Source organism: Geobacillus thermocatenulatus, from assembly GCF_002217655.1.
Classification (GTDB): domain Bacteria; phylum Bacillota; class Bacilli; order Bacillales; family Anoxybacillaceae; genus Geobacillus; species Geobacillus thermocatenulatus.
The window spans coordinates 923,005-947,746 of record NZ_NEWK01000002.1 but is presented as its reverse complement, the minus strand read 5'-3'; the positions used below and the strand labels follow the sequence as shown (position 1 = coordinate 947,746).

Annotated in this window: 22 protein-coding genes, 3 pseudogenes and 3 riboswitches; of the genes and pseudogenes, 15 read left to right on the top strand and 10 right to left on the bottom strand. The window is 52.2% G+C overall.

Annotated features, from left to right (window positions below; all coding sequences use genetic code 11):
* Positions 1–21: 21 nt before the first annotated feature.
* A riboswitch (SAM riboswitch) is annotated at positions 22–190 on the bottom strand.
* 94 nt (positions 191–284) lie between these two features.
* Entirely contained in the window at positions 285–1,097 is an 813-nt protein-coding gene (locus B9L19_RS13620; protein ID WP_025948396.1) for a carbon-nitrogen family hydrolase, read from the bottom strand.
* Positions 1,098–1,194: 97 nt separating this feature from the next.
* On the opposite strand from B9L19_RS13620, the gene B9L19_RS13615 reads away from it, so the two are divergent.
* The 5 genes from B9L19_RS13615 (at position 1,195) to B9L19_RS13595 (ending at position 5,752) form a co-directional block, all read left to right on the top strand.
* Positions 1,195–2,388: a pyridoxal phosphate-dependent aminotransferase gene (locus tag B9L19_RS13615; protein WP_047753449.1), complete on the top strand. Its 1,194-nt coding sequence runs from the start codon at positions 1,195–1,197 to the stop codon at positions 2,386–2,388.
* A 77-nt stretch (positions 2,389–2,465) separates the two neighbouring features.
* Positions 2,466–2,574: riboswitch (SAM riboswitch) on the top strand.
* A gap of 71 nt (positions 2,575–2,645) precedes the next feature.
* Positions 2,646–3,887, top strand: a complete 1,242-nt coding sequence (gene mtnW, locus B9L19_RS13610) for a 2,3-diketo-5-methylthiopentyl-1-phosphate enolase (RefSeq protein WP_047753445.1) — start codon at positions 2,646–2,648, stop codon at positions 3,885–3,887.
* Positions 3,884–4,546 (top strand): 2-hydroxy-3-keto-5-methylthiopentenyl-1-phosphate phosphatase, encoded by a 663-nt coding sequence (mtnX, locus tag B9L19_RS13605; RefSeq protein WP_047753444.1) that lies wholly within the window; start codon positions 3,884–3,886, stop codon positions 4,544–4,546. Before mtnW ends, mtnX begins: the two co-directional genes overlap by 4 nt.
* Positions 4,543–5,175: a methylthioribulose 1-phosphate dehydratase gene (locus tag B9L19_RS13600; RefSeq protein WP_047753443.1), complete on the top strand. Its 633-nt coding sequence runs from the start codon at positions 4,543–4,545 to the stop codon at positions 5,173–5,175. Before mtnX ends, B9L19_RS13600 begins: the two co-directional genes overlap by 4 nt.
* A gap of 34 nt (positions 5,176–5,209) precedes the next feature.
* Positions 5,210–5,752 (top strand): 1,2-dihydroxy-3-keto-5-methylthiopentene dioxygenase, encoded by a 543-nt coding sequence (locus B9L19_RS13595; RefSeq protein WP_013145966.1) that lies wholly within the window; start codon positions 5,210–5,212, stop codon positions 5,750–5,752.
* Positions 5,753–5,798: 46 nt separating this feature from the next.
* On the opposite strand, the gene B9L19_RS13590 is transcribed toward B9L19_RS13595, so the two are convergent.
* Positions 5,799–6,533, bottom strand: a complete 735-nt coding sequence (locus tag B9L19_RS13590) for a ZIP family metal transporter (RefSeq protein WP_047753442.1) — start codon at positions 6,531–6,533, stop codon at positions 5,799–5,801.
* 220 nt (positions 6,534–6,753) lie between these two features.
* Between B9L19_RS13590 and B9L19_RS13585 the strand changes: the two genes are divergently transcribed.
* Together B9L19_RS13585 and B9L19_RS13580 are read left to right on the top strand one after the other, a co-directional pair.
* A complete protein-coding gene (locus tag B9L19_RS13585) occupies positions 6,754–7,203 on the top strand; it encodes a MarR family winged helix-turn-helix transcriptional regulator (protein WP_047753441.1) in 450 nt (149 codons plus the stop codon).
* A gap of 88 nt (positions 7,204–7,291) precedes the next feature.
* Complete coding sequence (locus tag B9L19_RS13580; RefSeq protein WP_013523257.1) at positions 7,292–7,858, top strand: phosphate propanoyltransferase; 567 nt, start codon at positions 7,292–7,294, stop codon at positions 7,856–7,858.
* Between the two features lie 61 nt (positions 7,859–7,919).
* Here B9L19_RS13580 and B9L19_RS13575 read toward each other — a convergent pair whose 3' ends face one another.
* The 4 genes and pseudogenes from B9L19_RS13575 to B9L19_RS13555 form a co-directional block, all read right to left on the bottom strand.
* Positions 7,920–8,468, bottom strand: a complete 549-nt coding sequence (locus B9L19_RS13575; protein WP_047753440.1) for a short-chain dehydrogenase — start codon at positions 8,466–8,468, stop codon at positions 7,920–7,922.
* 5 nt (positions 8,469–8,473) lie between these two features.
* A complete protein-coding gene (locus B9L19_RS13570) occupies positions 8,474–10,495 on the bottom strand; it encodes a S9 family peptidase (protein WP_047753448.1) in 2,022 nt (673 codons plus the stop codon).
* Positions 10,496–10,619: 124 nt separating this feature from the next.
* A complete protein-coding gene (locus tag B9L19_RS13565; RefSeq protein ID WP_025948386.1) occupies positions 10,620–12,044 on the bottom strand; it encodes an amino acid permease in 1,425 nt (474 codons plus the stop codon).
* A 76-nt stretch (positions 12,045–12,120) separates the two neighbouring features.
* Positions 12,121–12,301, bottom strand: a riboswitch (Lysine riboswitch).
* A 288-nt stretch (positions 12,302–12,589) separates the two neighbouring features.
* Positions 12,590–12,760: pseudogene (locus B9L19_RS13555) on the bottom strand (transposase); the annotation flags it as partial.
* 21 nt (positions 12,761–12,781) lie between these two features.
* Here B9L19_RS13555 and B9L19_RS13550 point away from each other — a divergent pair.
* From B9L19_RS13550 to B9L19_RS13515, 8 genes and pseudogenes are all read left to right on the top strand, one after another.
* Positions 12,782–13,018, top strand: coding sequence for a hypothetical protein (locus B9L19_RS13550; RefSeq protein ID WP_025948385.1), 237 nt, complete (start codon positions 12,782–12,784; stop codon positions 13,016–13,018).
* Positions 13,019–13,169, top strand: a pseudogene (locus tag B9L19_RS18775) (transposase); the annotation flags it as partial.
* A gap of 1,191 nt (positions 13,170–14,360) precedes the next feature.
* Positions 14,361–16,055 carry a M3 family oligoendopeptidase gene (locus tag B9L19_RS13540; RefSeq protein WP_047753439.1) on the top strand — a complete coding sequence of 565 codons (1,695 nt, stop codon included), beginning with the start codon at positions 14,361–14,363 and terminating at the stop codon, positions 16,053–16,055.
* A 90-nt stretch (positions 16,056–16,145) separates the two neighbouring features.
* Positions 16,146–16,664, top strand: a complete 519-nt coding sequence (locus B9L19_RS13535; RefSeq protein ID WP_047753438.1) for a GNAT family N-acetyltransferase — start codon at positions 16,146–16,148, stop codon at positions 16,662–16,664.
* 142 nt (positions 16,665–16,806) lie between these two features.
* Positions 16,807–18,006: a YhgE/Pip domain-containing protein gene (locus B9L19_RS13530; protein ID WP_025948381.1), complete on the top strand. Its 1,200-nt coding sequence runs from the start codon at positions 16,807–16,809 to the stop codon at positions 18,004–18,006.
* A gap of 24 nt (positions 18,007–18,030) precedes the next feature.
* A pseudogene (locus B9L19_RS13525) lies at positions 18,031–18,758 on the top strand (ABC transporter ATP-binding protein).
* The gene (locus B9L19_RS13520; protein ID WP_025948379.1) at positions 18,755–19,780 is read left to right on the top strand and encodes an ABC transporter permease; all 1,026 of its coding nucleotides are present in this window, start codon (positions 18,755–18,757) and stop codon (positions 19,778–19,780) included. The pseudogene B9L19_RS13525 and the gene B9L19_RS13520 overlap by 4 nt, the downstream one beginning before the upstream one ends.
* Positions 19,781–19,791: 11 nt before the next feature.
* Positions 19,792–20,445, top strand: a complete 654-nt coding sequence (locus B9L19_RS13515) for a TetR/AcrR family transcriptional regulator (protein ID WP_025948378.1) — start codon at positions 19,792–19,794, stop codon at positions 20,443–20,445.
* Positions 20,446–20,472: 27 nt separating this feature from the next.
* On the opposite strand, the gene hepT is transcribed toward B9L19_RS13515, so the two are convergent.
* The 4 genes from hepT to B9L19_RS13490 all read right to left on the bottom strand — a co-directional run bounded on the left by hepT (position 20,473) and on the right by B9L19_RS13490 (position 24,573).
* Positions 20,473–20,892, bottom strand: a complete 420-nt coding sequence (gene hepT / locus B9L19_RS13510; RefSeq protein WP_025948377.1) for a type VII toxin-antitoxin system HepT family RNase toxin — start codon at positions 20,890–20,892, stop codon at positions 20,473–20,475.
* Positions 20,882–21,289 (bottom strand): type VII toxin-antitoxin system MntA family adenylyltransferase antitoxin, encoded by a 408-nt coding sequence (mntA, locus tag B9L19_RS13505; protein ID WP_015374264.1) that lies wholly within the window; start codon positions 21,287–21,289, stop codon positions 20,882–20,884. Before mntA ends, hepT begins: the two co-directional genes overlap by 11 nt.
* A 187-nt stretch (positions 21,290–21,476) precedes the next feature.
* Positions 21,477–22,076, bottom strand: coding sequence for a hypothetical protein (locus B9L19_RS13495; RefSeq protein WP_025948375.1), 600 nt, complete (start codon positions 22,074–22,076; stop codon positions 21,477–21,479).
* A 358-nt stretch (positions 22,077–22,434) separates the two neighbouring features.
* Positions 22,435–24,573, bottom strand: a complete 2,139-nt coding sequence (locus B9L19_RS13490) for an ATP-dependent Clp protease ATP-binding subunit (protein ID WP_089113959.1) — start codon at positions 24,571–24,573, stop codon at positions 22,435–22,437.
* Positions 24,574–24,742: the final 169 nt, after the last annotated feature.

Genomic DNA, 24,742 nt, shown 5'->3' with positions numbered 1-24,742 from the left:
AGATTCATTCGTTCTTCGCGCCTCTTATCTTTCAGAAAGACATCGGTCTTTCTGTTGGACTTAGCACCGTGCCCTGCGGAAGCATGACGCTTCCGGCGCCGCCCTTGGCGTGCGCCCTATCTCACGATAGTATTACGGTCGGTTGCTGGGCTTCATTGGGCCAATTCCCTCAGCCAACTCTTGATAAGAGTACTGACTTCGTGTATTCAGTTTTTGTAATTTTCGCGATGTTATCAATTGTTTGGTTGCTTGATTCGAATGATACATGGTCGATCACTCGATTGTCAATACGTTTTGAAAAATTTTTTTGCCGTTTCATAGTCGCGCGGCCGGCGGTCGGCAAACACCGGGATGCGCGCGCGGACGTCCGCAACGAGTGCGGGATCGATGTCAGCCGAGAGAATGCCCGGCTTCTCGTCCGCCTCGGCGATCACTTCGCCCCATGGGTCGATGACGAGCGAATGGCCGGCAAAGACGTTGTTCGGGTCGCGGCCAGCCCGGTTGCAGGCGACGACGTAGCATTGGTTTTCAATCGCCCGCGCCATCAAGAGCGTCCGCCAATGGTGCAGGCGGGGAAGCGGCCATTCGGCGACGACAAACAGCACTTCCGCCCCAGCCAAAGCATGGGCGCGAATCCACTCCGGAAAGCGGATGTCATAGCAAATGACCCCGGCGCATGAAAGCCCGTCAAGCGAAAACAAACCTAAGCTGCTTCCCGGCTGCAAATACAAATGTTCATCCATCAATTGGAACAGGTGAAGCTTGCTGTATTCGCCAACGATTTGACCGTTCCGGTCGGCGACGATCATCGTGTTCGTCACGCCGGTTGTTGTTTTTTTAGCGACCGAGCCGGCGACGAGATGGATGCTGTGTGCTTGCGCTAGGCGAGAGGCGAACGCTTTCGCTCGTTCGGCGCCTTCGTCGGCAATCTCATCTAGGCGCGTCAAATCGTAGCCGGTCGTCCATAATTCCGGCAGCACGATGATATTCGCGCCGTCCTTGACGGCCGATTCAATGGCGCTTTCCGCGCGCCGTTCGTTTTCGTTCGGGTCGCCAAACGCAATATCAAGCTGGAGGCAGGCGATGCGGATCGTCATGAGTTTTCACCTCGAAAAAATTTTGCTTTACATTTTGCTTTTTACGATATATGATGTTGCACTAGAATTTCAAGAATTTTTTAAGAAGGTGTGGGCGATGACGATGGAAATTCCTTTTTCCGAGCTGCTTGAGCAGTTGCCAAAGCAATTTTTCGCCTCGCTTGTCGCAAAAGTGGGGGAGAAAATCAAGGCTGGATGCGACGTGATTAATTTAGGGCAAGGCAACCCGGATCAGCCGACGCCAAAGCATATCGTTGAGGCGATGCAACGGGCGGCGGCCAATCCGAAATACCATAAATATTCGCCGTTTCAAGGCTACTTCTTTTTGAAAGAAGCCATCGCCGCGTTTTACGCGCGTGAATACGGGGGGAACATCGATCCAGACCGCGAAGTCGCCATTTTGTTCGGCGGCAAGGCCGGGCTTGTCGAGCTGCCGCTTTGCCTCGTCAACCCGGGCGATGTGGTGCTTGTCCCGGACCCGGGCTATCCAGACTATTGGTCGGGAATCGCGCTTGCCCGCGCGCGGATGGAAATGATGCCGCTTGTCGCGGAAAACGGTTTTTTGCCGGACTATGAAGCCATCCCGGCGGCAGTGGCCGACCGAGCGAAGCTCATGTTTTTAAACTATCCGAACAATCCGACCGGCGCGACGGCGACAAAGGAATTTTTCGCGGAGACGGTGGCGTTTGCCGCCAAGTACGGCATTGCCGTCGTGCACGATTTTGCTTATGGGGCGATCGGCTTTGACGGCCGGAAACCCGTCAGCTTCCTGGAAGTCGATGGGGCGAAAGACGTCGGCGTCGAAATTTATACGTTTTCGAAAACATACAATATGGCCGGCTGGCGCGTGGCGTTTGCTGTTGGCAATGAGCAGATCATTCGGGCGCTTGAGCTTTTGCAGGATCATTTGTATGTCAGCTTGTTCGGCGCCATCCAGGAAGCGGCTGCCGCGGCGCTCCTTGGTCCGCAAGATTGTGTCACGGAGTTGGTCGCATTGTATGAGGCGCGCCGCAATGCGTTCATCGCTGCGCTCTGCGAGGCCGGCTGGGAGGTGCAGGCGCCATCTGGGTCGTTTTTCGCCTGGCTTCCGCTGCCAAAAGGCATATCCTCCGCTGAGTTTGCCGACATGCTGCTTGAGCGGGCGCATGTCGCCGTCGCCCCAGGCATCGGGTTCGGCGAGCACGGCGAAGGGTATGTGCGCGTCGGCCTCTTGACCGATGAAGCGCGGCTTCGCGAAGCAGCGGAGCGGATCGGCCGCCTTGAATTGTTCGAAAAAATTTTTGAAAAATGATTGACAACGCCAATTGGTGATGGCATAATTCAAAGTAAATTTGCCAATTGTTTGACAAGTGCATAAATGAGCAGGCTTTCTTATCAAGAGCAGGCGGAGGGACGAGCCCAATGAAGCCCGGCAACCGGCTTGGCGCGCGCCAAGCACGGTGCTAATTCTTGCAGCGGAAACGCTGAGAGATAAGAAGAGCGCCATGGATGAGTGACGCCTCTTCTTATGAAGAGGCGTTTTTATTTCGAGATTGAGAGGGATGAACGATGAGTGCAGTGATGGCAACGTATTTGCTTCATGATGAAACAAACATTCGGAAAAAGGCGGAAGGGATCGCGCTCGGCTTGACGGTTGGCACATGGACGGACTTGCCGGCATTAGAGCAAGAGCAGCTCCGCAAACATAAAGGGGAAGTCGTTGCGATCGAAGAGCTTGGCGAAAGCGAGCGGGTAAACGCGTATTTCGGCAAGCGGCTGAAGCGGGCGATCGTCAAAATCGCCTACCCGACAGTCAACTTCAGCGCCGATTTGCCGGCATTGTTGGTCACGACGTTCGGCAAGCTGTCGCTCGACGGTGAAGTGCGGCTGCTTGATTTAGAGTTTCCGGATGAATGGAAGCGGCAGTTTCCCGGGCCGCGCTTTGGCATCGCCGGCATTCGCGAGAAAGTCGGGGTGCATAACCGCCCGCTGTTGATGAGCATTTTTAAAGGCATCATCGGCCGTGATTTGGCGTACTTGACGTCGGAATTGAAAAAACAGGCGCTCGGCGGCGTTGACTTGGTGAAAGATGACGAAATTTTGTTTGACAGCGAACTTCTTCCGTTTGAAAAGCGGATCACCGAGGGCAAGACGGCGCTTCAGGAAGTGTACGAACAAACGGGCAAGCGGACGTTGTATGCCGTCAACTTGACCGGCAAAACGTTTGCGTTAAAGGACAAAGCGAAACGAGCTGCCGAGCTTGGCGCTGATGTGCTGTTGTTTAACGTCTTCGCTTATGGGCTTGATGTGTTGCAAGCGTTGCGTGAAGACGAGGAGATTGCGGTGCCGATTATGGCTCACCCGGCGTTCAGCGGCGCCGTGACGCCGTCGGAGTTTTATGGGGTGGCTCCTTCGCTTTGGCTTGGAAAGCTTTTGCGGCTCGCCGGCGCCGACTTTGTCCTGTTCCCGTCGCCGTATGGCAGCGTCGCCTTGGAGCGCGAGCAGGCGCTTGGCATCGCAAGGGCGCTCACCGACGACCAAGAGCCGTTCGCTCGCGCATTTCCGGTTCCGTCGGCCGGCATTCACCCGGGATTGGTGCCGCTCCTTGTCCGCGATTTCGGCCTTGACAGCATCGTCAACGCCGGCGGCGGCATCCACGGCCATCCGGACGGGGCGATTGGCGGCGGTCAGGCGTTTCGCGCGGCGATCGACGCGGTGCTGGCCGGTCGTCCGCTTCGTGAAGCGGCGAAAGACAACGAGGCGCTGCAAAAGGCGATCGACCGCTGGGGCGTCGTTGAGGTGGAAGCATGACGAAACAGCTCGTTCTCTTTTGTGATTTTGACGGCACGATCACGGAAAACGACAACATCATCGCGATTATGAAACAGTTCGCCCCGCCGGAGTGGGAGGTGTTAAAAGACGACATTCTCGCTGAGCGCATTTCTGTTCAGGAAGGAGTCGGGAAGATGTTTTCCCTCCTTCCGTCCACGTTGAAGGATGAAATTGTGGATTTCCTGCGGCGCACCGCTCGGTTGCGCGCGGGATTCCGAGAGTTTGTTGCGTTTACGAAAGAGCGGGGAATCCCGCTCTATATCGTGAGCGGCGGCATCGACTTTTTCGTCTATCCGCTGCTTGAAGGGCTCATTGAACCGGAGCGGATTTTTTGCAACGGCTCCGATTTCAGCGGCGAGACGATCCGCATCACATGGCCGCATGCATGTGACAGCCGGTGCCAAAACGGCTGCGGCTGCTGCAAGCCGTCGCTATTGCGCAGGCTTGCCCGCCCGGACGGGTATCATGTCGTCATCGGCGATTCGATCACCGACTTGGCGGTGGCCAGGCAAGCCGACTATGTGCTGGCGCGCGATTTTCTGCTTGAAAAATGTCAAGAGCTTGACCTGCCGCACGCGCCATTTGCGACGTTTTTTGACGTGATGGATGCGTTGCAGCGAATGGAGGTGACGACATGAGCATCGTCGTGAAAAAGTGGAACGAGCTCGCGGAAGTGAAAGCCGAACTCGCCGCCCGCGACTGGTTTTTCGCAACAAGCGGCAATTTGTCGATCAAAGTGACGGACGACCCGTTGACGTTTTTGGTGACGGCGAGCGGCAAGGATAAGCGGAAGCAAACGGATGAGGACTTCTTGCTCGTTGACGCCGCCGGCCGACCAGCGGAGAAAACACATTTAAAGCCATCAGCGGAGACGCTGCTGCATGTGGAAATTTACAATCGCACAAACGCCGGTTGCGTCTTGCATGTTCATACTGTCGACAACAACTTGATTTCTGAACTGTATGCGCAAAACGGGGAAGCGGTCTTTTCCGGCCAGGAAATCATCAAGGCGTTCGGCATTTGGGAGGAAAATGCCGAAGTGCGCATTCCGATCATTGACAATGACGCCGACATCCCGACGTTGGCTCAACAGTTTTCGACATATATTCATGGCGATGCGGGCGCCGTGTTGATCCAAAACCACGGCATTACGGTCTGGGGGCGTACAGCGTTTGAAGCGAAAAAACATTTAGAGGCATGGGAGTTTTTGTTCCGCTGGCAGGTGAAGCGGCTGCTTTTGCAGCGGGCCGGCCTGCCGGTTGGCTAATCCATATACATTTTTTCAAAGGAGGATGTGAACAATGGCCGTCATCAAAGTGAGAAAAACGGGCCAAGTGATTGAAGGAGAAGACAATGTGCGCGCGTTTTTGAACAGTCAAGGGGTGTTGTATGAACATTGGGACATCACGAAACTGCCGGAGCATTTGCGTGACAAATACGTACTCACGGATGAAGAAAAAAATGAAATTTTAGCGGCGTTCAAAGATGAAATTGAAGATTTGGCGGCGCGCCGCGGCTACAAAACGTGGGATATCGTCGCGCTGTCCGATGCGACGCCGAACTTGGATGAACTGCTGAAAAAATTTGAACAAGTGCACATCCATACGGAAGATGAAGTGCGCGCCATTACGGCCGGCCATGGCATTTTCATCATCAAAGGCGACAAAGAAACCGGTTATTTTGATGTAGAGCTTGAAGCCGGCGATGTCATTTCCGTGCCGGAAGGGAATCCGCATTACTTTACGCTCATGGATGACCGTCGGGTCGTTGCGGTGCGCTTGTTTATCGACCCGTCCGGCTGGGTCGCTCATCCATATGAAGAAAAAGAGGAAGCCGTCCAATAACAACGAACACCCCGCTGCTTATATACAGGCGGCGGGGGTGTTTCCATTAAAACGATTGTGTTAGAAAAATCATAAACAAAATGCCGACAATAAACGCATACGTCGATGTCCGTTCATTTCCATCGCCATGGCTTTCGGGAATGAGCTCTTTGTAAATGATAAACAACATCGCCCCCGCGGCGAACGCCAGCCCGTACGGAACGAGCCCACGAAAAAGGGAGGTTAAGGAAAAACCAAGCAGCGATGTGACGATTTCCACCGCACCGGTCAACGTGGCGATCAGAAACGCCTTCAAGCGCCCGATTTGCTGGTTGATTAAAAACAAAGCGACCAAAAACCCTTCCGGTGCATTTTGCAAGCCAATCGCCAGGGCGATTAAATTGCCGATTTGCGAAGAGCTGTCCGAGGCGTAGCTCACCCCGACCGACAGTCCTTCAGGCAAATTGTGCAAGGCGATGGCGGCAATAATGAGCATCGCTTTTTCATCAAATTGCAAGCCGCTTTTTGTATGTTCCAAGTCAATATGGGGGACGGTCATTTCAAGCAACGTCAATACGAAAACTCCCGCTGCCAGCCCAATCACAAGCGCCCAAAAGCCGCCGGACCGCAATGCTTCGGGGATGAGGCTCATCATCGAAGCCGCCATCATAATGCCGGCGGAAAAGGCCAGCAGCACGTCACGCCACCGGTGGGTGAGCGATTTGGCCATAAACAAAATCGGCACGGCGCCAAGCCCGGTGGACAAGGCGGAAAGCACGCTTCCAACCAACACTTGGTTCATCCACTTCCCTCCCTGACATCTTTTCTCCTTCTTCACATATGCATCATTCAGCGGAATGTGACAGTCGCCCAAGCGCCGACATGATAATAATTTATCATAGCCGAAGGAAAAGCCGTGAACCAGGAAAATGCATCATCGCAAACAAAAAACGGTTGCCCGGGAATTCGCTGTTCCAGTATAATGAAAGTAAGAAAATGTCAACTTTAAAGGGTTGGATGCTATGGAACAAAAGGAACAGGCGTTGCAGCAGTCATTAAAATTATTCATCGTGTTATCGCGGGCATATCGATCGGTCAGCGACCAAGTAAACAAGTCGATTCAATCGTTCGGCGTGAATCCGACCGAATTTGCGGTGCTCGAACTGCTTTACCATAAAGGCGATCAGCCGCTCCAGCAAATCGGGGAAAAAATTTTGCTCGCCAGCGGCAGCATCACGTATGTCATCGACAAGCTTGAAAATAAAGGCTTGATCATCCGCCGCGCCTGTGAGCGGGATCGCCGCGTGACGTATGCGTCGATCACCGACAGCGGCCGGCAGTTCATCCAGCGCGTGTTCCCCGAACATGCCGAGACCATCCATGAAACGGTGGCGGCGCTGACGGCGGCAGAAAAAGAGCAGGCGATTGCGCTGCTGAAAAAATTAGGATATGGGGCAAAAACAAGGGGCTGACGCGAGGTCGGCCCCTTTAATTTTGCCGGAAATGGATACGTTATATAAAGAACATACCATCGCCAGCAAAAAGGAGAGATCGCCATTGATGATTCCAGTAGGGGTATCGAATCGCCACATTCATTTATCAAAAGAACATATGGCGGCGCTGTTTGGCGAAGGCGCCGAGCTGACGGTGCTCAAGCCGTTGTCGCAGCCCGGCCAGTTCGCTGCGAAAGAAACGGTGACGGTCGAAGGGCCGAAAGGGAAAATTGAAAACGTCCGCGTCCTCGGACCGGTCCGTTCGCTGACGCAGCTTGAAATTTCGAAAACGGACAGCTTCAAGCTCGGCGTCGCGCCCCCGGTTCGCTTATCCGGCGATATTGACGGAACGCCGGGCATTACGATTCACGGACCGAAGGGAACGGTGACCGTCGACAAAGGGGTGATCATTGCCAAGCGGCACATTCATATGACGCCGAAAGATGCGGAAACGTTTGGCGTCCGCGACAAACAAGTCGTGAAAGTGAAAACGCAAGGGGAGCGTGCCCTCATTTTTGACGAAGTGATCGTCCGCGTCAGCGAAGACTTTGCGTTAGATATGCACATTGACACCGATGAAGCGAACGCGGCTGGCTTGAAAACCGGCGATTATGTCGAACTGCTTCCGTCGTGAAGTCATCCGCAGCAATGGGAGACAATGCGCCCTCTCGTTCGTCCCGAGAGGGCGCTTTCCGTTAACGCGGGCGTTTCTTGGATGGCTCTAGTGTGCCGACAAGATGAAACGGCGCATCACGCCGAATGGCATCAATGACGCCGCCGCTGATTTCTTGATGGGTGAGCCAGCGCGAACCGTATTCTTCCACGACAAAACCGAGCTGAACTTGCCGATAAAGGCAAGTGACAGGCAAACAGAGTTCCGATTTCGCTTCGGCTGGATCGGCGCGGCTGCCGAGCACGTGAAACAACCGCCAAGGGCCGGAATGTCCGCTATTTTTTTGGATGACGGTGGACAGCGCCTGGTTGCCGTCCGTATGCACCCATGCAATGATTAGAGCAAAAGTTCCGTTTTTTTGGATGGCCCGGGAAATCAGGGAACAAAGCGCTTCTTGATCGCGATAATCAACAAGAAGCGGATTGATGGATGCCATTTGTCCAGCGCAGTCGATGAGCTGCTTCATCCGTGCGCGGCGGCGGGCGATGACCGACACATCATATCCTTCCCGCACAAGCCAAAGCGACACATCAGCCAACATGCCTGTCCCACCGATGACGAGTGCGTGCATGGCGATTAACCAAATGGTCCTTTCAAATAATGATCAAACCAACCGACAATATGGCGGAGCCGCTCGAGCCGGAGCGCCGGGCTGCCGGTGCGCGACAAGTCGTGGTTGGCGTCCGGAAAGCGGACGAGTTTCGTTTCCCGTCCGAGCCGTTTTAAGGCGATAAACAGCTGTTCCGCCTGCTCAATCGGGCAGCGGTAGTCGCGTTCGCTATGCAAAATCAAAAGCGGCGTGCGGATGTTTTGAACGTATTTGAGCGGCGAATGATGCCAAAGCCGTTCAGCGTCTTCCCAGACGTCGCAGCCGATTTCCCATTTCGTGAAAAAGTAGCCGATGTCACTCACACCGGAGAAGCTGAGCCAGTTGGAAATCGAGCGTTGAGTGACGGCCGCTTTGAACCGGTCGGTATGCCCGACGATCCAGTTCGTCATAAATCCGCCGTAGCTGCCGCCGGTGACGCCAAGCCGTTCTTTGTCAATAAAATCGAACCGGTTGAGCGCGGCATTGACGCCAGCCATAATGTCTTCATAATCCATGCCGCCATAGTCGCCGCGCACCGCATTGACAAACGACTGGCCATATCCGTGGCTGCCGCGCGGGTTCGTAAACAGCACGGCATAGCCGCGCGAGGCAAGCAGCTGCCATTCATGGAAAAACGTAAATCCATACATCGCATGCGGACCGCCGTGAATTTCGACGACAAGCGGCGCCTTTTCCCCTTCGCCAAGCTCGGGCGGTTTCATGATCCAGCCTTGAATCTCCCAACCGTCCGTTGATTGATACGTAAACGGTTTGGCGTCAGCGAACACAACTTCGTTTTCGAGCGCTTCATTGGCACGCGTAAGCCGTGTTTTCGTTCCATCGGCAAGTGAGACCGCATATAAGTCGCCAATGGACGTAGGCGAGCTGATGGCGGCGACAGCTTGCCGTCCATTCGGATGGACGGTGAATCCGTATAGATGAAAATCGCCTTCGACCACTGGGGCGATCGGGCCGTCAAGCGAGACGAAATATACGTTGACGCGTCCGCGCTCCGAGGCGGTGACATACAGGCCGCTTCCGTCGCTCGCCCAAATCGGTCCCGGACTTTTCGCATCAGCGTGTGTGTCGCCGACCATGGCATCGCCGAGATGGGCGTCCCAGTCGGCGGTCAACACCCGCTTTGTTTGGCGTTCGAGTTCAAAGACGTAGAGCCGGTGGATGGTCGCTCCGAGATAAGCGAGATCATGGCCAATGGCGGCGAGCTTCATTCCGTCCGGCGACCAACCGAGCGAGGCGAATGTGCCGCAGCCGTTCGTCAAGTTCATTTCTGTTTTTTTCTCGAGATCGAGCAAAATGATGTCGCGGGTAAAGGTGGTGTCCGGGTCCTCGTTTCGGTTGGCGACAAAGGCAAGCGTCCGTCCGTTTGGCGAAATCGCAAACGAACCGATTTCCTCCTCGCGGCCCGTCAACGCTTCGATTTTTCCTGACAGCGCATCGATGCGCGCGAGCACCGCCCGTTTGCCGTCAAGAAAACCAGCCGCGTCCGATTTGTAATACAGCCGCTCGACCACGCGTGGTTTCAGGTCGGCTCGCTTCACTTCTGCTTTTTCCGGTTCTTCGCGGTCTTCAATCGTTTCATCATCGCCAAGCGTTGTCAAAGCGATGAGAAACGTTCCGTCCGGCGACCAGACGTAATCGCGCACGCCGTTTTTGAAGAAGGTCAACTGGCGCGCTTCGCCGCCATCGGTCGGCAGCAGCCAAAGCTGCGTGCGCCCAGAGCGGTCGGACAAAAAGGCGATCGTTTCGCCGTTCGGGGAAAAGCGCGGTTTCGTGTCGCGCCACGGACCGAATGTCCATGGACGGACGGCGCCGTCTTTGGTCCACATATATAAGTGGGAGCGGTATTGGTTTTCTTCGTCGATCGATTTTTCCACAAACACGACGCGCGTTCCGTCCGGCGCGTAGTGCGGGTCGCGCACCGAGCGGAGGCGAAGCAAATCTTCCGCCGTCATGCCGCGGCGTTTCGTCAGGTGCTCGTTGTTGTTCATCAGCAGGACCTCTCTTTCTTTTAAGCAAAATGGAACTACATTGTATATTTCGTCTTGCGAAAGAAAAGATCCTGCCCAAAAAAGAAAAAAACGAACGCCCAAACGATAGGCGTCCGTTTTTTGGCTATGCCGACAGTTTTTGTTTTTCATTTGCCTGCTGCGCTGCCTTTTTCACCTGCGGGTAGAAGATCACGCCGCTTGCCAGCAAGGCAACGCCCAGCAGGAACGTTTTCATATCCGCCGTCCCGGCGATGACGACCCAGACGGAATACAATGTTGCCAGCGCCGCAACGATGCCGTCAGCGAGCCGCTCCCGTCCTGCCGCATACGTTTCCCCAGTGAGCGTGAGCTTCAGCTGGAAGACGGAAGCAATCAAATATGGAACGAGATAAGCGAGCGTAGCGATGTAAATGACGAAGTCAAACGCCGTTGCCATCGAGTGGGAAATGGTCGAGAAAATGAACAATTGCGCCAGCGCGTTTGACAATGTGAGCGAGAAGCTCGGCGCCCCTTTTCTGTTTTCCTTCAAAAAAACCGGCAAAAACATCCCTTGTTTCGCCGCTTGGTACGGCACTTCGGCGCTCAACAAGATCCAGCCGAGCGTCGAACCGAGCAAGCTGATCAGCCCAAGGCCAGCCAACACGTAGCCGCCCGCCGGTCCCACGATGGCAATGATGGCGTCCACAAGCGGCTTTTCCGATTGAATGAGTTTGTTTTGCGGCAAGACGCCCATCACCAAAAAGCTGATGCCGATGTAAATGGCTAAGGCGATGAGCAGGCCGGCGATCGTCGCCTGTTTTACGTCCGCTTGTTTGCGGGCGCGGGAAGCGAACACCATCGCCGATTCAACGCCGACAAACGCCCAGAGCGTCGATAAAGCGGCGTTGTTGATTTGTCCAAGCAAACCGATCGGCTGTCCGTTCCCGTCATAGCGAGGAGCATCAAGCGGACCAATGACGGCTTTGTCAAAGGCAAACAAGGCGATGACGATAAATAGGAAAAAGCCGAGCACTTTGGCCGCGGTGGCAACAAAATTCAGCTTGCCAGCGCCTTCTACACCGCGCAAAATGATGATATGCATCCCCCAAAGGAGCGCCGTGCAGACGAGAAACGTAAGCAAATTCCCGAGCTTCAGCGCAAACGGGCCGATCTCAAGCACCGTTTTGCTGCTTGTCAGCATCGGGAAAAACGTCGACAAGTAGCTTGCAAATGTTGTAATAATCGCGACGTTGCCGGCAAAGTTGCCGACCCAGTAGCCCCATGATGACATAAATCCCGATAAAATCGAGAGATTGGAGCCTTTCGGAAACAGCTCCTTCGCGTAAATTTGCGGACCGCCGCCTAAGTCGGGCTTGCGAATCGCCAAGTTGCCAAACACAAGCGCCGTCATTAAGACACCGGCGCCGGTCAACAGCCAGGCGAACATGACGCCGATGGGGCTCGCCGCCTCCGCCAACGAGCGCGGCAGCATAAAAATGCCGGAACCAACCATATTGCCCACGACAAGCGCGGTTAACACCCAAATGCCAAGTTTTCGTTGCTGATCCAAGATCAAAACGCTCCTTTCGAAAAAAGAAAGCACCCGCGCCTTTTCAGCGGGTGCATGATCGATTCGCATCCAACTGAATGGCGATAGCGCTCCATCACCCAAAAGTGATGGCAGTCCTGCGCCTGTTCGGCCGCAGGCCCAGCTTGCGCCGCCGGAGCGCGCCGCAAACTTCGGCGGTGAACCCTTTCCCGCTGCGTCATCGACCGCTCCGAGCCTCGGCAGCGCTACTTTTGTTCACCGCAACCTCTATCCCATGAAAGTGGAGAGGGGGTATATGGTTGCCGACACTATCTTACCTGATTCGACAAAAATCGTCAATATGTTTTTGGGAAATACAGAAGATGGGACGAGATTCCCAATCCATGGCCGCTATTTCTAGGGGGAAGAGGGCGCGAATGGGAATATGATTTGTTTTTGAAAAATAGAAATGGTTGCGAAGATCAAGATCATGATAGTTGCCTTCTTTTTCTATGAGGAAATAAAATGGAAATTTGTTCAGAGAATGGTTCATCACTAAAAACGAAAAGATGTACTTGCACTAGCCATTAAAGTATGTTAGCTGTTTCTAGCCGAACCCGAAATGCAAAACGTTGGATATTTCTGTATCCGTATCCCCGACGTTTGATCCGCTTAATCTTGTTATTCGTTTCCTCCATTTTCCCATTCGAATAAGATAAAATGCATGATATGATGTCGTCTGTTCGTTTGACGAGTGCGTGGAGGAGAAACATGTTAATATGGTAAAAAAACAACTTAAAGAGGAATACAATGCGGAGTTTGTTGGTTTTATTGATATGTACGGTTTTGTGAGCCATGAAGATTTGACGGCAATTGAAAATGATCAAGTTACGTTCCTTGCTGATACAACAGGAGATAAATATTTCTTGAAGCACGAAAAAGACAATGGCTTTGCCCATGCACTTTCTTGGTTATTAGAAGATGTTAAGAAGAAAAAAGATGGAAACAATAAATAATTAGCGGATAAGGGGGATTGTGCTTCCAAAAAAGCCATGGTACTACGGTTTCAAGCTGCATCTTCAAGTGACCCATCAAGGGCTGGCCATGGGCTATGTCGTGACGGAAGCGTCCTGCCACAATGTCAAAGCCGCTGAAACGGTGATGACTTAAATCTGAATTTGCTCATCTATATAGATGCAATTTGAAGATTTACCATTTGCAACTTTTACCGAGTATTTGATCGACTGTCGGGCGACCGAACAACGCCACTTCCAGACCCATTATATGGGTCTGTGAAGCAGGCGGTTGTTCGGTCTTCCGTCACGCCAAGGCGTGACGGAGAAGCCTGTGGCTTTCCCTCGACAGTCGAAAAGGGGCAAACCGCTTTCCGTCAGGGGACATGTTAAACTTCCTCGTCGCATCTATATACATTACAGTAATAAAAAGGCTCTTCACCACAACATGTACTTGACAAGCAATACGGTTTCCTGCACAAAGATGTGCAAAAACCACTGATTTGTTGATTTTCCCTCACAAGCGTAAATAGGGTATGTTCAGAAAAAATCAAGTACAACTTTTGGTGAAGAGCCAATAAAAAATTTTAAAGGGAGTAGACATCTACTTCCCTTAAATTTTTCATTAGGGGTGAAATTATGTTCAATCCAGAACTTTATTTTTATTATATTTTGTTACTTACTCTTTTAATTTTTACTTATTTATTCTATAGAAGAACAAAGAATTTATCTAAAACACTCCTTATGACAATTACTGTACTTTTTTTCGTATCCGTAGTTTGTAGTATTAGTTTGGCACTTAATTATTATGAATCACTAAAACCGAGTACAGAAGGTATTGGAATTTCAAATGTGATCGCATATTGGCTACTAGGGGAGGATGCTTGGGCACCAGTGTGGACTATTCAACTATTTAAAAAAGCTTACTTCATTTCCTTATGGATTACATTTATTTTATTTGGCTTCCTCATAATTCTTTTATTCATGAAAAGGAAACAAAGCAAAACGAAAGACATGAACTAAAATACTGGATATCAAAAATTTGAAGCTAAGGTAGCATCAAATGCACGCTCTCTCAGATAAAGATTTCCAACGCGCCTGATGGACCGATGGAAAAGAGAAAGCGCAAAATTTTGGTGAAGAGCCTTTTTATGCGCATATATGGATTGTTTTTTGTATATGATGCAAAGGTTGCGAAATATGAGTGAAATGATTAAGTATAATTTGTGGTGATGAACCCAGAGAATGGGAAATCGAGAAGGATTTTGAGGATTCATGGCGAATAAACAGTAGGTCGGCTGAGTGATGAAAAAATGTAAAAATGAAAGGAAAGAAGGGACAGAGCATGAAGTTTTCCGAATTTCGTTACGAGCGGCCGGACATTGACGCCTTGCAAGCGTCGTTTCAAGAAGCGCTTGATGCGTTCCGCCGTGCGGGGAGCGCCGCCTTGCAGCACGAGGCGATGAAGCGGATCAATGCACTGCGCCGCCGCTACAGCACGATGGCGAACCTTTGCCACATCCGCCATACGATCGATACGAATGATGAATTTTATAAACAAGAACAGGACTTTTTCGATGAAACCGAACCGGTCGTCAAGGGGCTTGTCAACGATTATTACCGAGCGCTTGTTGAGTCCCCGTTTCGCGCCGAGCTTGAACAAGTGTGGGGGAAACAGCTGTTTGCGTTGGCGGAGACGCAACTGAAAACATATGCGCCGGCGGTTGTCGAGGACTTGCAAAAAGAAAACAAGCTGGCGAGCGAATATACGAAGCTCATTGCATCGGCGAAAATCATGTTTGAAGGCGAGGAGCGGACGCTCGCCCAGCTGCAGCCGTTTGTCGAGTCGCCGGACCGCACGATGCGCCAACGGGCGAGCGAAGCGCGGTTTTCGTTTTTCACGGACCACGAAAAAGAGCTCGATGAGCTGTATGATGAGCTCGTCCACGTCCGCACAGCGATCGCCCGCAAGCTCGGGTTCCACAACTTTGTGGAGCTTGGCTACGCCCGTTTAGGCCGGACGGATTACAACGCCGACATGGTCGCCAACTTCCGCCGGCAAGTGAAAACGCACATCGTTCCGCTCGCGTCCAGGCTGCGCGAGCGCCAGCGGCAGCGCATCAAGGTCGAGAAGCTCTACTATTACGACGAACCGTTTATGTTTCCAACCGGCAACCCGGCGCCAAAAGGCGATGCCAACTGGATTGTCGAAAACGGCCGGCGCATGTATGAAGAGCTGTCGCCGGAAACCGGCGAGTTTTTCCGCTATATGGTCGAACACGAATTGATGGACCTCGTCGCCAAAAAAGGGAAGGCGGGCGGCGGCTATTGCACGTATATCGATGATTACAAGGCGCCGTTTATTTTCTCCAATTTCACCGGCACCTCCGGCGACATTGACGTATTGACCCATGAAGCCGGACATGCGTTCCAAGTGTATGAAAGCCGTCATTACGACATTCCGGAATACAACTGGCCGACGCTTGAGGCGTGTGAAATCCATTCGATGAGCATGGAGTTTTTCACCTGGCCGTGGATGGAGCTGTTTTTCGCCGACGACGCCGACAAATACCGGTTCGCCCATTTGAGCGATGCGCTCTTGTTCTTGCCGTACGGCGTGGCGGTCGATGAATTTCAGCACGCGGTCTACGAGCATCCGGACATGACGCCGGCGGAGCGGAAGAGTGTCTGGCGCAACATCGAAAAAGCGTATTTGCCGACAAGAGACTACGCCGGCCATGACTACCTTGAGCGCGGCGGGTTTTGGCAGCGGCAAGGGCATATTTACACCGATCCGTTTTATTACATCGATTACACCCTTGCGCAAGTGTGCGCGTTTCAATTTTGGAAGCGGGCGCAAGACGACCTGGCTGCGGCGTGGCGCGACTATGTGGCGCTTTGCCGATTGGGCGGCAGCCGGCCGTTCACCGAGCTCGTCAAAAGCGCCCATCTCATATCACCGTTTGCCGACGGGGCAGTCGCATCGGTCGTCGGCCATATCGAGCGATGGCTGGACAGCGTCGATGACAAAGCTTTGTAAAAAGAAGAAAAAAGGCGGGCGGGAACGGCACCGCCTTGCCTTTCTTTATTTTGGAAACTTCTGCTGAACTAGGGCAAAGGGGGAAAACGGATGATCCGTAAAGCCACATGGGCCGACGCACCGGCCATCGCCTCCGTCCACGTCGAAAGTTGGAAGACGACGTATGGCGGCATCGTGCCAGACGCGTACTTGGAGACGTTGACAGTGGAAGAAAAGCAAACGTTATGGGAGAAGGTGCTCCGCCAATCGGATCATTCCGTGTTTGTCGCCAAGGAAAACGGGCGCGTCGTCGGATTTGTCTCGGGCGGACGAAACCGGGCGAGCGACGGTTCAGCCGCACAATATGACGGGGAGCTGTACGCGATTTATTTGCTTAAGGAAGCGCAAGGAAAAGGGCTCGGCCGGCAGCTCGTTCAAGCGTTGACCCGCCATTTGGCGCAAAAAGGCATTCATTCGCTGGCCGTCTGGGTGCTTGCCGACAACCCGTCCCATGGTTTTTATGAACGGCTTGGCGGTGAAAAAGTGGCCGAGGAAAGGGTGGAAATCGGCGGAAAAGCGTTGTGGGAGCGGTGCTACGGCTGGCAAGACATGCAAGTGATGAACAAGTAGAGGGCTGCCGACAGTTCGGCAGCCTCAAAAAATTTGATTTGTAAGTGATTACTCACTTTACAAACACGTTTGTCCTGTTTTATACTTTTTGTAAGTGATTACTCACTATTTTATTTTCGAAAAGGAGGGGAGATGTATGAGTATTCTGAGAAATAAGTGGGTGGTCTTGTCGCCCATCATCGTGGCCGTTGTTGTATTCATTTTCTCCCTTGTTCTCATTCCAACTGTGCATCCAACGCCTCAACAACTTCCTGTTGCGTTTGTCAACGAGGACGAAGGGGTGCAATGGTCGAATCAGCCCCCGATCAACATGGGGAAAACCATTGAACAGGCCATTCAAAACATGATGAAATCGAATTCAGCAGGAAAGGATCAACCACCAATTGAATGGATACAAGTTGATAGTGAGAAGAAAGCGAAAAAAGGAATGGATAGGCAAGACTATTATGGCGCTCTCATGATTCCGAAAGATTTCAGCAAGAAAGTGGCGTCTCTGCAGACGCCCAATCCATCTTCACCAAAAGTGAAAATCGTCGTCAATCAAGGAATGAATGCCGCAGCATCTGCCATCGTGCAGCAAATCTTGAATCAAGCAGCGGACCATATCAATGCCAACGTGCGTCAACAATTGCTGCAAGCGATGGCCAAAAAAGGGGGGATGATGACGGCTGAACAGGCCGCACTGCTCGCCTCTCCTGTTGGGAAAGAGATAGCCATTGTTCACCCGGTCGGCACACACAGCGCCAACGGCAATGCGCCTGTTTCGTTCGTTCAGCCAATTTGGATGGCAAGCCTCGCTGCAGCGGTGCTGCTATATTTAGCGATCGATCAACGCGCGTTTACTCACTGGCGTGAGAAGCTGGCTGCGCAGGTGACGAAGACCGTTGTCGGGCTGCTGCTGGCGCTGATCGCAGGATTTGGACTCATCGGGATGGCTGACGCGATCGGATTTCATATCCCTTCATTTTTAGATATGGCGCTGTTTGTTTCCCTTGTCTTTTTCAGCTTTTTTGCCATCGAAAGCGCTGTGTTTAGTTGGGTTGGTTTAAAAGGGATTCCGATTTTTATACTTCTTTTGTTCTTCGGCGCTCCGCTGCTTTCCATGGCTCCGGAATCGATGACATCGTTTTATCGTGATTGGGTTTATTCATGGCTGCCGCAGCGTTTCATGGTTGAGGGGCTGCGGGAACTCTTTTTCTTTGATCCGGCACTGCAATGGAACGAGCCCGTTTCTGTCTTATGTTGGCTTGCGCTTGCTGGGGTTGTTCTCGTCATCGTTTCGGCATTCAAGAAAGGTTTTGTTCAGGAATCGGATGAATCCGGCAAACTGACGAGGTCATGATGATGTGTAAAGGAGGAATGAAAAATGCTCACTCATTCACCTATTCAAGTCGAGCGTGTTTCCAAGCGATTTGGAAAAAAGTGGTCATCGACGATGTGTCGTTGGATGTCCGCGCGGGAGAAATTTTCGGCCTGCTCGGCCCGTCGGGGGCGGGCAAGACGACGTTGGTGCGCATGATCGCCGGCATTGATCAAGCGAGTGAAGGAACGATTCACGTGCTGGGCGCAAACATGCCCAATCTTGGCGCCATGAAGCGGATCGGCTTTATGGCGCAGTCGGACGCCTTGTACGGAGAATTGACGGCGCTGGAGAACATGCAATTTTTTGCTTCTATCTACGGATTGCGAGGGAAAAAGCAACAAGAGCGGATCGATGACATGCTGGCGCTTGTCAACTTAACGAATGATCGAAAAAAGCCGGTGCACCAATATTCAGGCGGGATGAAGCGGCGGCTGTCACTGGCGATCGCCTTGCTTCATGAACCGGACGTGCTTATTTTGGATGAGCCGACGGTCGGCATCGATCCGGTGCTGCGCCAATCGATTTGGGCGGAGCTCGAGCGGATTCGCCAGCGCGGCACAACCATTGTCGTCACGACCCATGTGATGGATGAAGCCGAAAAGTGCGGACGGCTCGGCATGATCCGCGAAGGCCGTCTGATCGCCGTCGGCCGCCCGGATGAACTGAAACAAAAAGCAGGAGCGGAAACGATTGAGCAAGCGTTTTTGACGTTTGGAGGTGTCCGTCGATGAGAGTGTTGGCGATTGTCGTCCGCATCATCCGCCAGTTTTTCCGCGACAAGCGCACGCTGGCGCTCATGATTGTCGCGCCGATGTTCATCTTGTTATTGATGGATTTGGTGTTTAATGGAGAAGAATACAAACCAGCCATTGCCGTCAGCGAACACGTGCCTAATATGGTGGTTGACAAGTTGAAAGAAGCGGGAGCGGACGTGAAAGAGCTGTCGGCTAAACAAGCGAAAAAACAGCTGGACGATCAAGAGATTGATGCATGGCTCGACATGAATGGAAGCGCTCCGCATGTCACGTTGGAAGGAAGCGACCCGACTGCCAATCAGGCGGTGATGGCCGCGGTGCAACAGGCGTTTCAGTCTATGGCGCCAAAGCCCCCGTTTCAGCTGAACACCACGTATTGGCACGGGTCAAGCGATATGGCGTCATTTGATTATTTCGGCCCCGTGTTGATCGGCTTTTTCGTCTTCTTTTTCGTCTTTTTGATTGCCGGAGTGTCGTTTTTGCGCGAGCGGACGAACGGGACGCTCGAACGGCTGATGGCGACGCCGCTTCGGCGCTGGGAAATGGTCGTTGGCTACATGATCGGGTTCGGATTGTTTACCACGATTCAAGCGAGCTTAATTTCATGGTTTGCCATTGATGTGTTGGACATGATGATGGAAGGTTCGTTTTGGTATGTGCTGCTCATTACGTTTTTGCTGGCGATGACGGCGCTGGCGCTTGGGATGCTGCTGTCGGCGTTCGCCAACAACGAGCTGCAAATGGTGCAGTTTATCCCGCTTGTCGTCGTGCCGCAAGTGTTTTTCTCGGGTTTGTTCAATCTCGACACGATGGAACAATGGCTTCGTTCCTTAAGCGTCATCATGCCGCTCACCTACGGGGCGGACGCGCTGCGCGATATTATGGTGCGCGGAGAAGGTTTTAGCGCCATCGCCGTTGATGTGTACGTGCTGCTTGGCTTTACGATGCTGTTTATGCTATTAAATGTAGTAGCATTGAAAAAATACCGCAAGCTGTAAGGAGTAGAGTCATGAGCGAGCATTCATGGATTCAGGAATTGCTGCAAATCGGCGGCAAGGAAGGGCAGTTCAGCGAAAAGCAGCTAAAAATTTTGGAAGCTGCCGTTGAAATGTTCGCCGAGAAAGGCTATGCGGCGACCTCGACGAGCGAAATCGCCAAAAAGGCTGGGGTGGCGGAAGGGACGATCTTCCGCCATTATAAGACGAAAAAAGATTTATTGCTGGCCATCGTCACGCCGACGTTGTTTCATTCCGTCGCCCCGTTTTTGGCGAAAGAATTCGTCCGCGAAGTGTTTGACAACGAATATGAGACGTACGAACAGTTTTTGCGCGCGGTGCTCGCCAACCGCTACACCTTTGTGAAAACGTATTTGCCGGCGATTCGCGTGCTTTGGCAGGAGGTTGCCTTTCATTCCGAGATTAAACAGTGCTTTCAACGCGTGTTTACCGAGCACGTGTATCCAAAATTCGCCCGCATTGTCCGCCATTTTCAAGAAAAAGGGGAGTTGGCCGAGCTGCCGGTCGATTCCGTCATCCGCCTGACGATCACATCGCTCGCCGGCTTTTTGGCCGCCCGCTTTCTCCTTTTGCCTGACCACCATTGGGACGATGAGGCGGAGATGGAGCGGACGATTCACGTATTGATGAACGGTCTGCGGCGCTAGACGGCCGGCTTCCGCGTGGGAGCCGGCCTAGCCGTTTTTCTTGGCATAATCGAGGATGGCTTTGGCAAAGTGTTTAAAATCATCGAGATGGTGGTCGATGATGGCTTGCAAAATGCCAAGGTTCAGTTGTTGGTAGTTGTGAACGGCGATGTTGCGGAATCCGACCATCGCCTTCATGTTTTGGCTTACGGCGGGAGAGATCGCGCCGTGTTCTTCAAGAAGGGAGAACGCATCGCGGCTATGCTGCGGCAGTCCGAATTTCTGCTCGGCCACGATATGCATGGCCAAATCGATGCATGCCTCGCACGCCCGCTGTAAATTGAGAATGATCGAGTCTTGTTTTGTATAATTTTGTAAATTTTGGGGGTCGTGGTCATATTCTTCGTCAATTCGTTTCAGACATCGTTCAATGATGCTGACCTTATTCAAAATCACATCATGTTTCATACACCGACCCACTTTCTGCAATTCGTTTTAATACTGGCGCCCTCTCTTCATTCAGCTTTGCATACATTTTCAACGTTTTCATTTCAAACTCCATTCGTTTCCGTTCGTCGCAACAATCGATCACCTTTCCGCTCGAGACGACTTGCGCTTGAAACACCGTGCTGGCTTGGCGCAAATCGACAAGATCGACATCGCGTCCTAACTTGCCAGCCAACTCCCCAGCGAGCCGAAACAGCTCATACGGATCATGCGGCACGCCGTCGCTGACAAAGGCGATGTCGACATCGCTGTCTGGGCGCATCGCCCCACGGGCGGCTGAACCGAACAAGTAGATGACGAACGGGTGAAGAGCCGGGCGGAGCGTCTCAACGATGATCGTCTCCATTTCGTTTGGCAATCGCGATGCCCCCTTTATGTTTTTCTTCATTATAGCAAAATTTTTTTGTTCCTGGAGAAAAGACGGAAAAAGAAAAGGAGGCGATGGCGACCGCCCCTTTTTACAGCGAAAAACCTTTATTCGCGCGAAAGAGTTTGACCTCAAGAAACGGACGCGCGGCCGGTGAAAACGTTTGAGCGAACGACCGTCATTTTTTTGCACCACCGTCTTCCAACATGACGCTCGATCCTTTGTTTGGATCGAACGATTGGTACCATTGGACATCGTTGAAAATATGCACGGGGAACCGTTCTTTGTCCAAAATGACAAGATTATACCGCAAATCTCCGTGATTGATTCGATCGATCAGATCCTTTGGTATATCGGTCGCCCAGGTGGAAGTCATTGTGATGGCATACGACAGCAGCCCGTTTGCCGGCAAAGGGCCTTTGACAGCGTTGGAACGGTCAACATGGGTCAGACGCGAGAGTTCCTCTGGATATTGAATGACGAAATAGTAATCTTGATACTGTTCAAGCAAGCGGTACAGCTGTTGTGAGATGGTGTAATGAATCGTCAGCTCGATCGATCGGCTTGTCGCCTTCGCAGTGAATTGGTTGACTAGAAAATGCGGAGGGAGAAATTTTTGTTCCAGCGACAGCGGCTTTTGTTCCGTCTCCGCTTTTTCGTTTTTTGGCTTCTCTTTCTCTACAGAATGGTGCGTCGCAACGTCAGGGGTGTGTCCAGACTCGCACGCCGCAAGCGTGAGAAAGCAGATGAAAAGGGAATGGAAAAATTTTTTGCTCATAAAAAATCACCGTCTATCAAGACTTAATTTTGTTTAATGCTGTCAGAATACCCTTCGTATGTCCATTGTCCGCTGACAGTTTTCGAGCTGATGAGAGTTCCTCTGGAATTGGACTAATGGTTTGAATCATCTTTCTTTTCAACATTGCAATCCTAAAATTTAGAATTTATAACTTGTTTTTAGCAAAAAAAAAAAAAAAGTGTCAATAATATTTTGAAAAAAATAATTTACAAAATATTTAATCCACTGTAAAAAGTGCGCTTGACAGAATCGAGATAAAAAATCGGCTTGATACACCGTCTATAAAGAAAGATCCGCCGAAAGCAAAGTGGATGTTCGGCGGATCCTCTGTTGCAAGTTATCGTTCGATTTTCGCCGCAATGGCGTCCCCTTCCACGTCGATGCGGATTGCGCGCACCGGTTGATCCGCGTCAAGCAGGCAGTCGGCGATGTTGTCTTCGACATGCTCCTGGATGACGCGGCGGAGCGGGCGGGCGCCGAAGGCCGGATGGTAGCCGAGTTCGGCCAGTTTTTCTTTCGCCGCTTCGGTCACTTCGAGTTCAATGCCTTGTTCGCGCATCACTGCTTTGACGTCGGCGAGCATCAGGTCGACGATCTCAAGCAAGTGTGCTTTTTCGAGCGGCTTGAACTCGATGATGGCGTCGAAGCGGTTCAAAAATTCCGGCTTGAAGTAGGCGCCAAGCGAGTCAAGGACGCTTGTTTGCCCGTTGCCCTCTTTTTCAAAGCCGACGGTGATTTTTTTGTCGGTCACACCGGCGTTGCTTGTCGCGATGATGACCGTGTCTTTGAAGCTGACGGTGCGGCCTTGGCTGTCGGTTAAGCGGCCGTCTTCCAAAATTTGCAGGAAGATGTGCTGCACATCCGGGTGCGCTTTTTCAATCTCGTCAAGCAAGATGATGCTGTATGGGTTGCGGCGCACTTTTTCCGTCAGCTGGCCGGCTTCTTCAAAGCCGACATAGCCCGGCGGCGAACCGATCAGCTTCGAGACGGAATGTTTCTCCATGTATTCGCTCATATCGAGGCGAATCATGGCGTCTTTTGTGCCAAACAGCTCCTCGGCGAGCGTTTTGGCGAGCTCCGTTTTCCCGACGCCGGTCGGGCCGGCGAACAGGAACGAACCGATCGGGCGGTGTTTTGCTTTCAAGCCGGCGCGGCTGCGGCGAATGGCTTTGGCGACTTTTTTCACCGCTTCCGCTTGGCCGATCACTTTTTTCGCCAAGTGTTCTTCGAGATGTTTCATTTTTTCTTTTTCATCGGCTTGCAGCTTGCCGACGGGGATGCCGGTTTTCTCGGCGATGATTTGTTCGATGTCGGCGGCATCGACGACAGGGCGTTCTTGGTTGACGCCTTGCTCGAGTTGTTTTTCGAGCTTCAGCTCTTCATCGCGCAGTTTCGCTGCCAATTCGTAGTTTTCTTCTTTCGCCGCTTGTTCTTTTTCTTTCGCGATTTGCATCAGCCGCTCTTGCAGCTGCTTTTCATCCGTCGGGCCGCGGCGCAAGTTCGCTTTCGAGCCGGCCTCGTCAAGCAAGTCGATCGCCTTGTCCGGGAGGAAGCGGTCTTGAATGTAGCGGTGCGACAATTTCACGCACGCTTCGATCGCTTCGTCTGTATAGCGGACATGGTGGAATTGTTCGTATTTCGGCTGAATGCCTTTTAAGATGGCGATCGCTTCCTCAACAGTCGGTTCGTGGACGATGACCGGCTGGAAGCGGCGCTCAAGAGCCGCGTCTTTTTCAATTTGCCGGTATTCTTTGAGTGTCGTCGCGCCGACGACTTGCAGTTCACCGCGGGCGAGCGCCGGTTTTAAAATGTTGCCGGCGTCCATCGAGCCTTCAGCGGCGCCAGCGCCGACGAGCAGATGGATTTCGTCAATGAACAAGATGACGTTTTTCCGCTCTTGCAATTCGGCGATGAGCCGTTTCATCCGCTCTTCAAATTGGCCGCGGATGCCGGTGTTGGCGACAAGCGAAGCGACATCAAGCAAGTACACTTCTTTGTTTAACAGTTTTTCCGGCACGTTCCCTTCGGCGATTTTCAGCGCGAGCCCTTCGACGATCGCCGTTTTCCCGACGCCCGGCTCTCCGATTAAGACCGGGTTGTTTTTGTTGCGGCGGTTTAAAATTTCGATGACGCGCTCAATTTCTTTGTCGCGGCCGATGACTGGGTCGATCAAGCCCGCTTTCGCCATTTGCGTCAAGTTGCGGCCGAATTGGTCCAAAAATCCGCCGCCATGGCTTTGCGGGCGTTTCCCCATCGTTTTCGGCGCGCTCATCCCCGCGTTGGTGGCTGCGAAGTGGCTAGTAAAGAAGTCATCAAAGGAAAACGGCGAAAAGCCGAAGTTCATCATCGGAATCGACAATTGTTGTTTTTGTTTTTCATAGCATTCATGGCAAAGATGAAGTTGTTGTTGTTCACCGTTCCATTGCAAGTTGACAAACACCGTTGCTTCACGTTGTTGGCATGCTTGGCAGCGCATGAGGAATACCCCCTTTTCCATACTCAGAATTTGACTTTGACTTTCTTTGACTTTCTGACTTTATTATACTTTGACCTTTTTTGACTTTCAAGTGTTTTGTACAAAAAAATTGTGATAACGATGAAATGTTTTTGAAAAAATGGTGAATACTAATGTAGGTGCGGCAAAG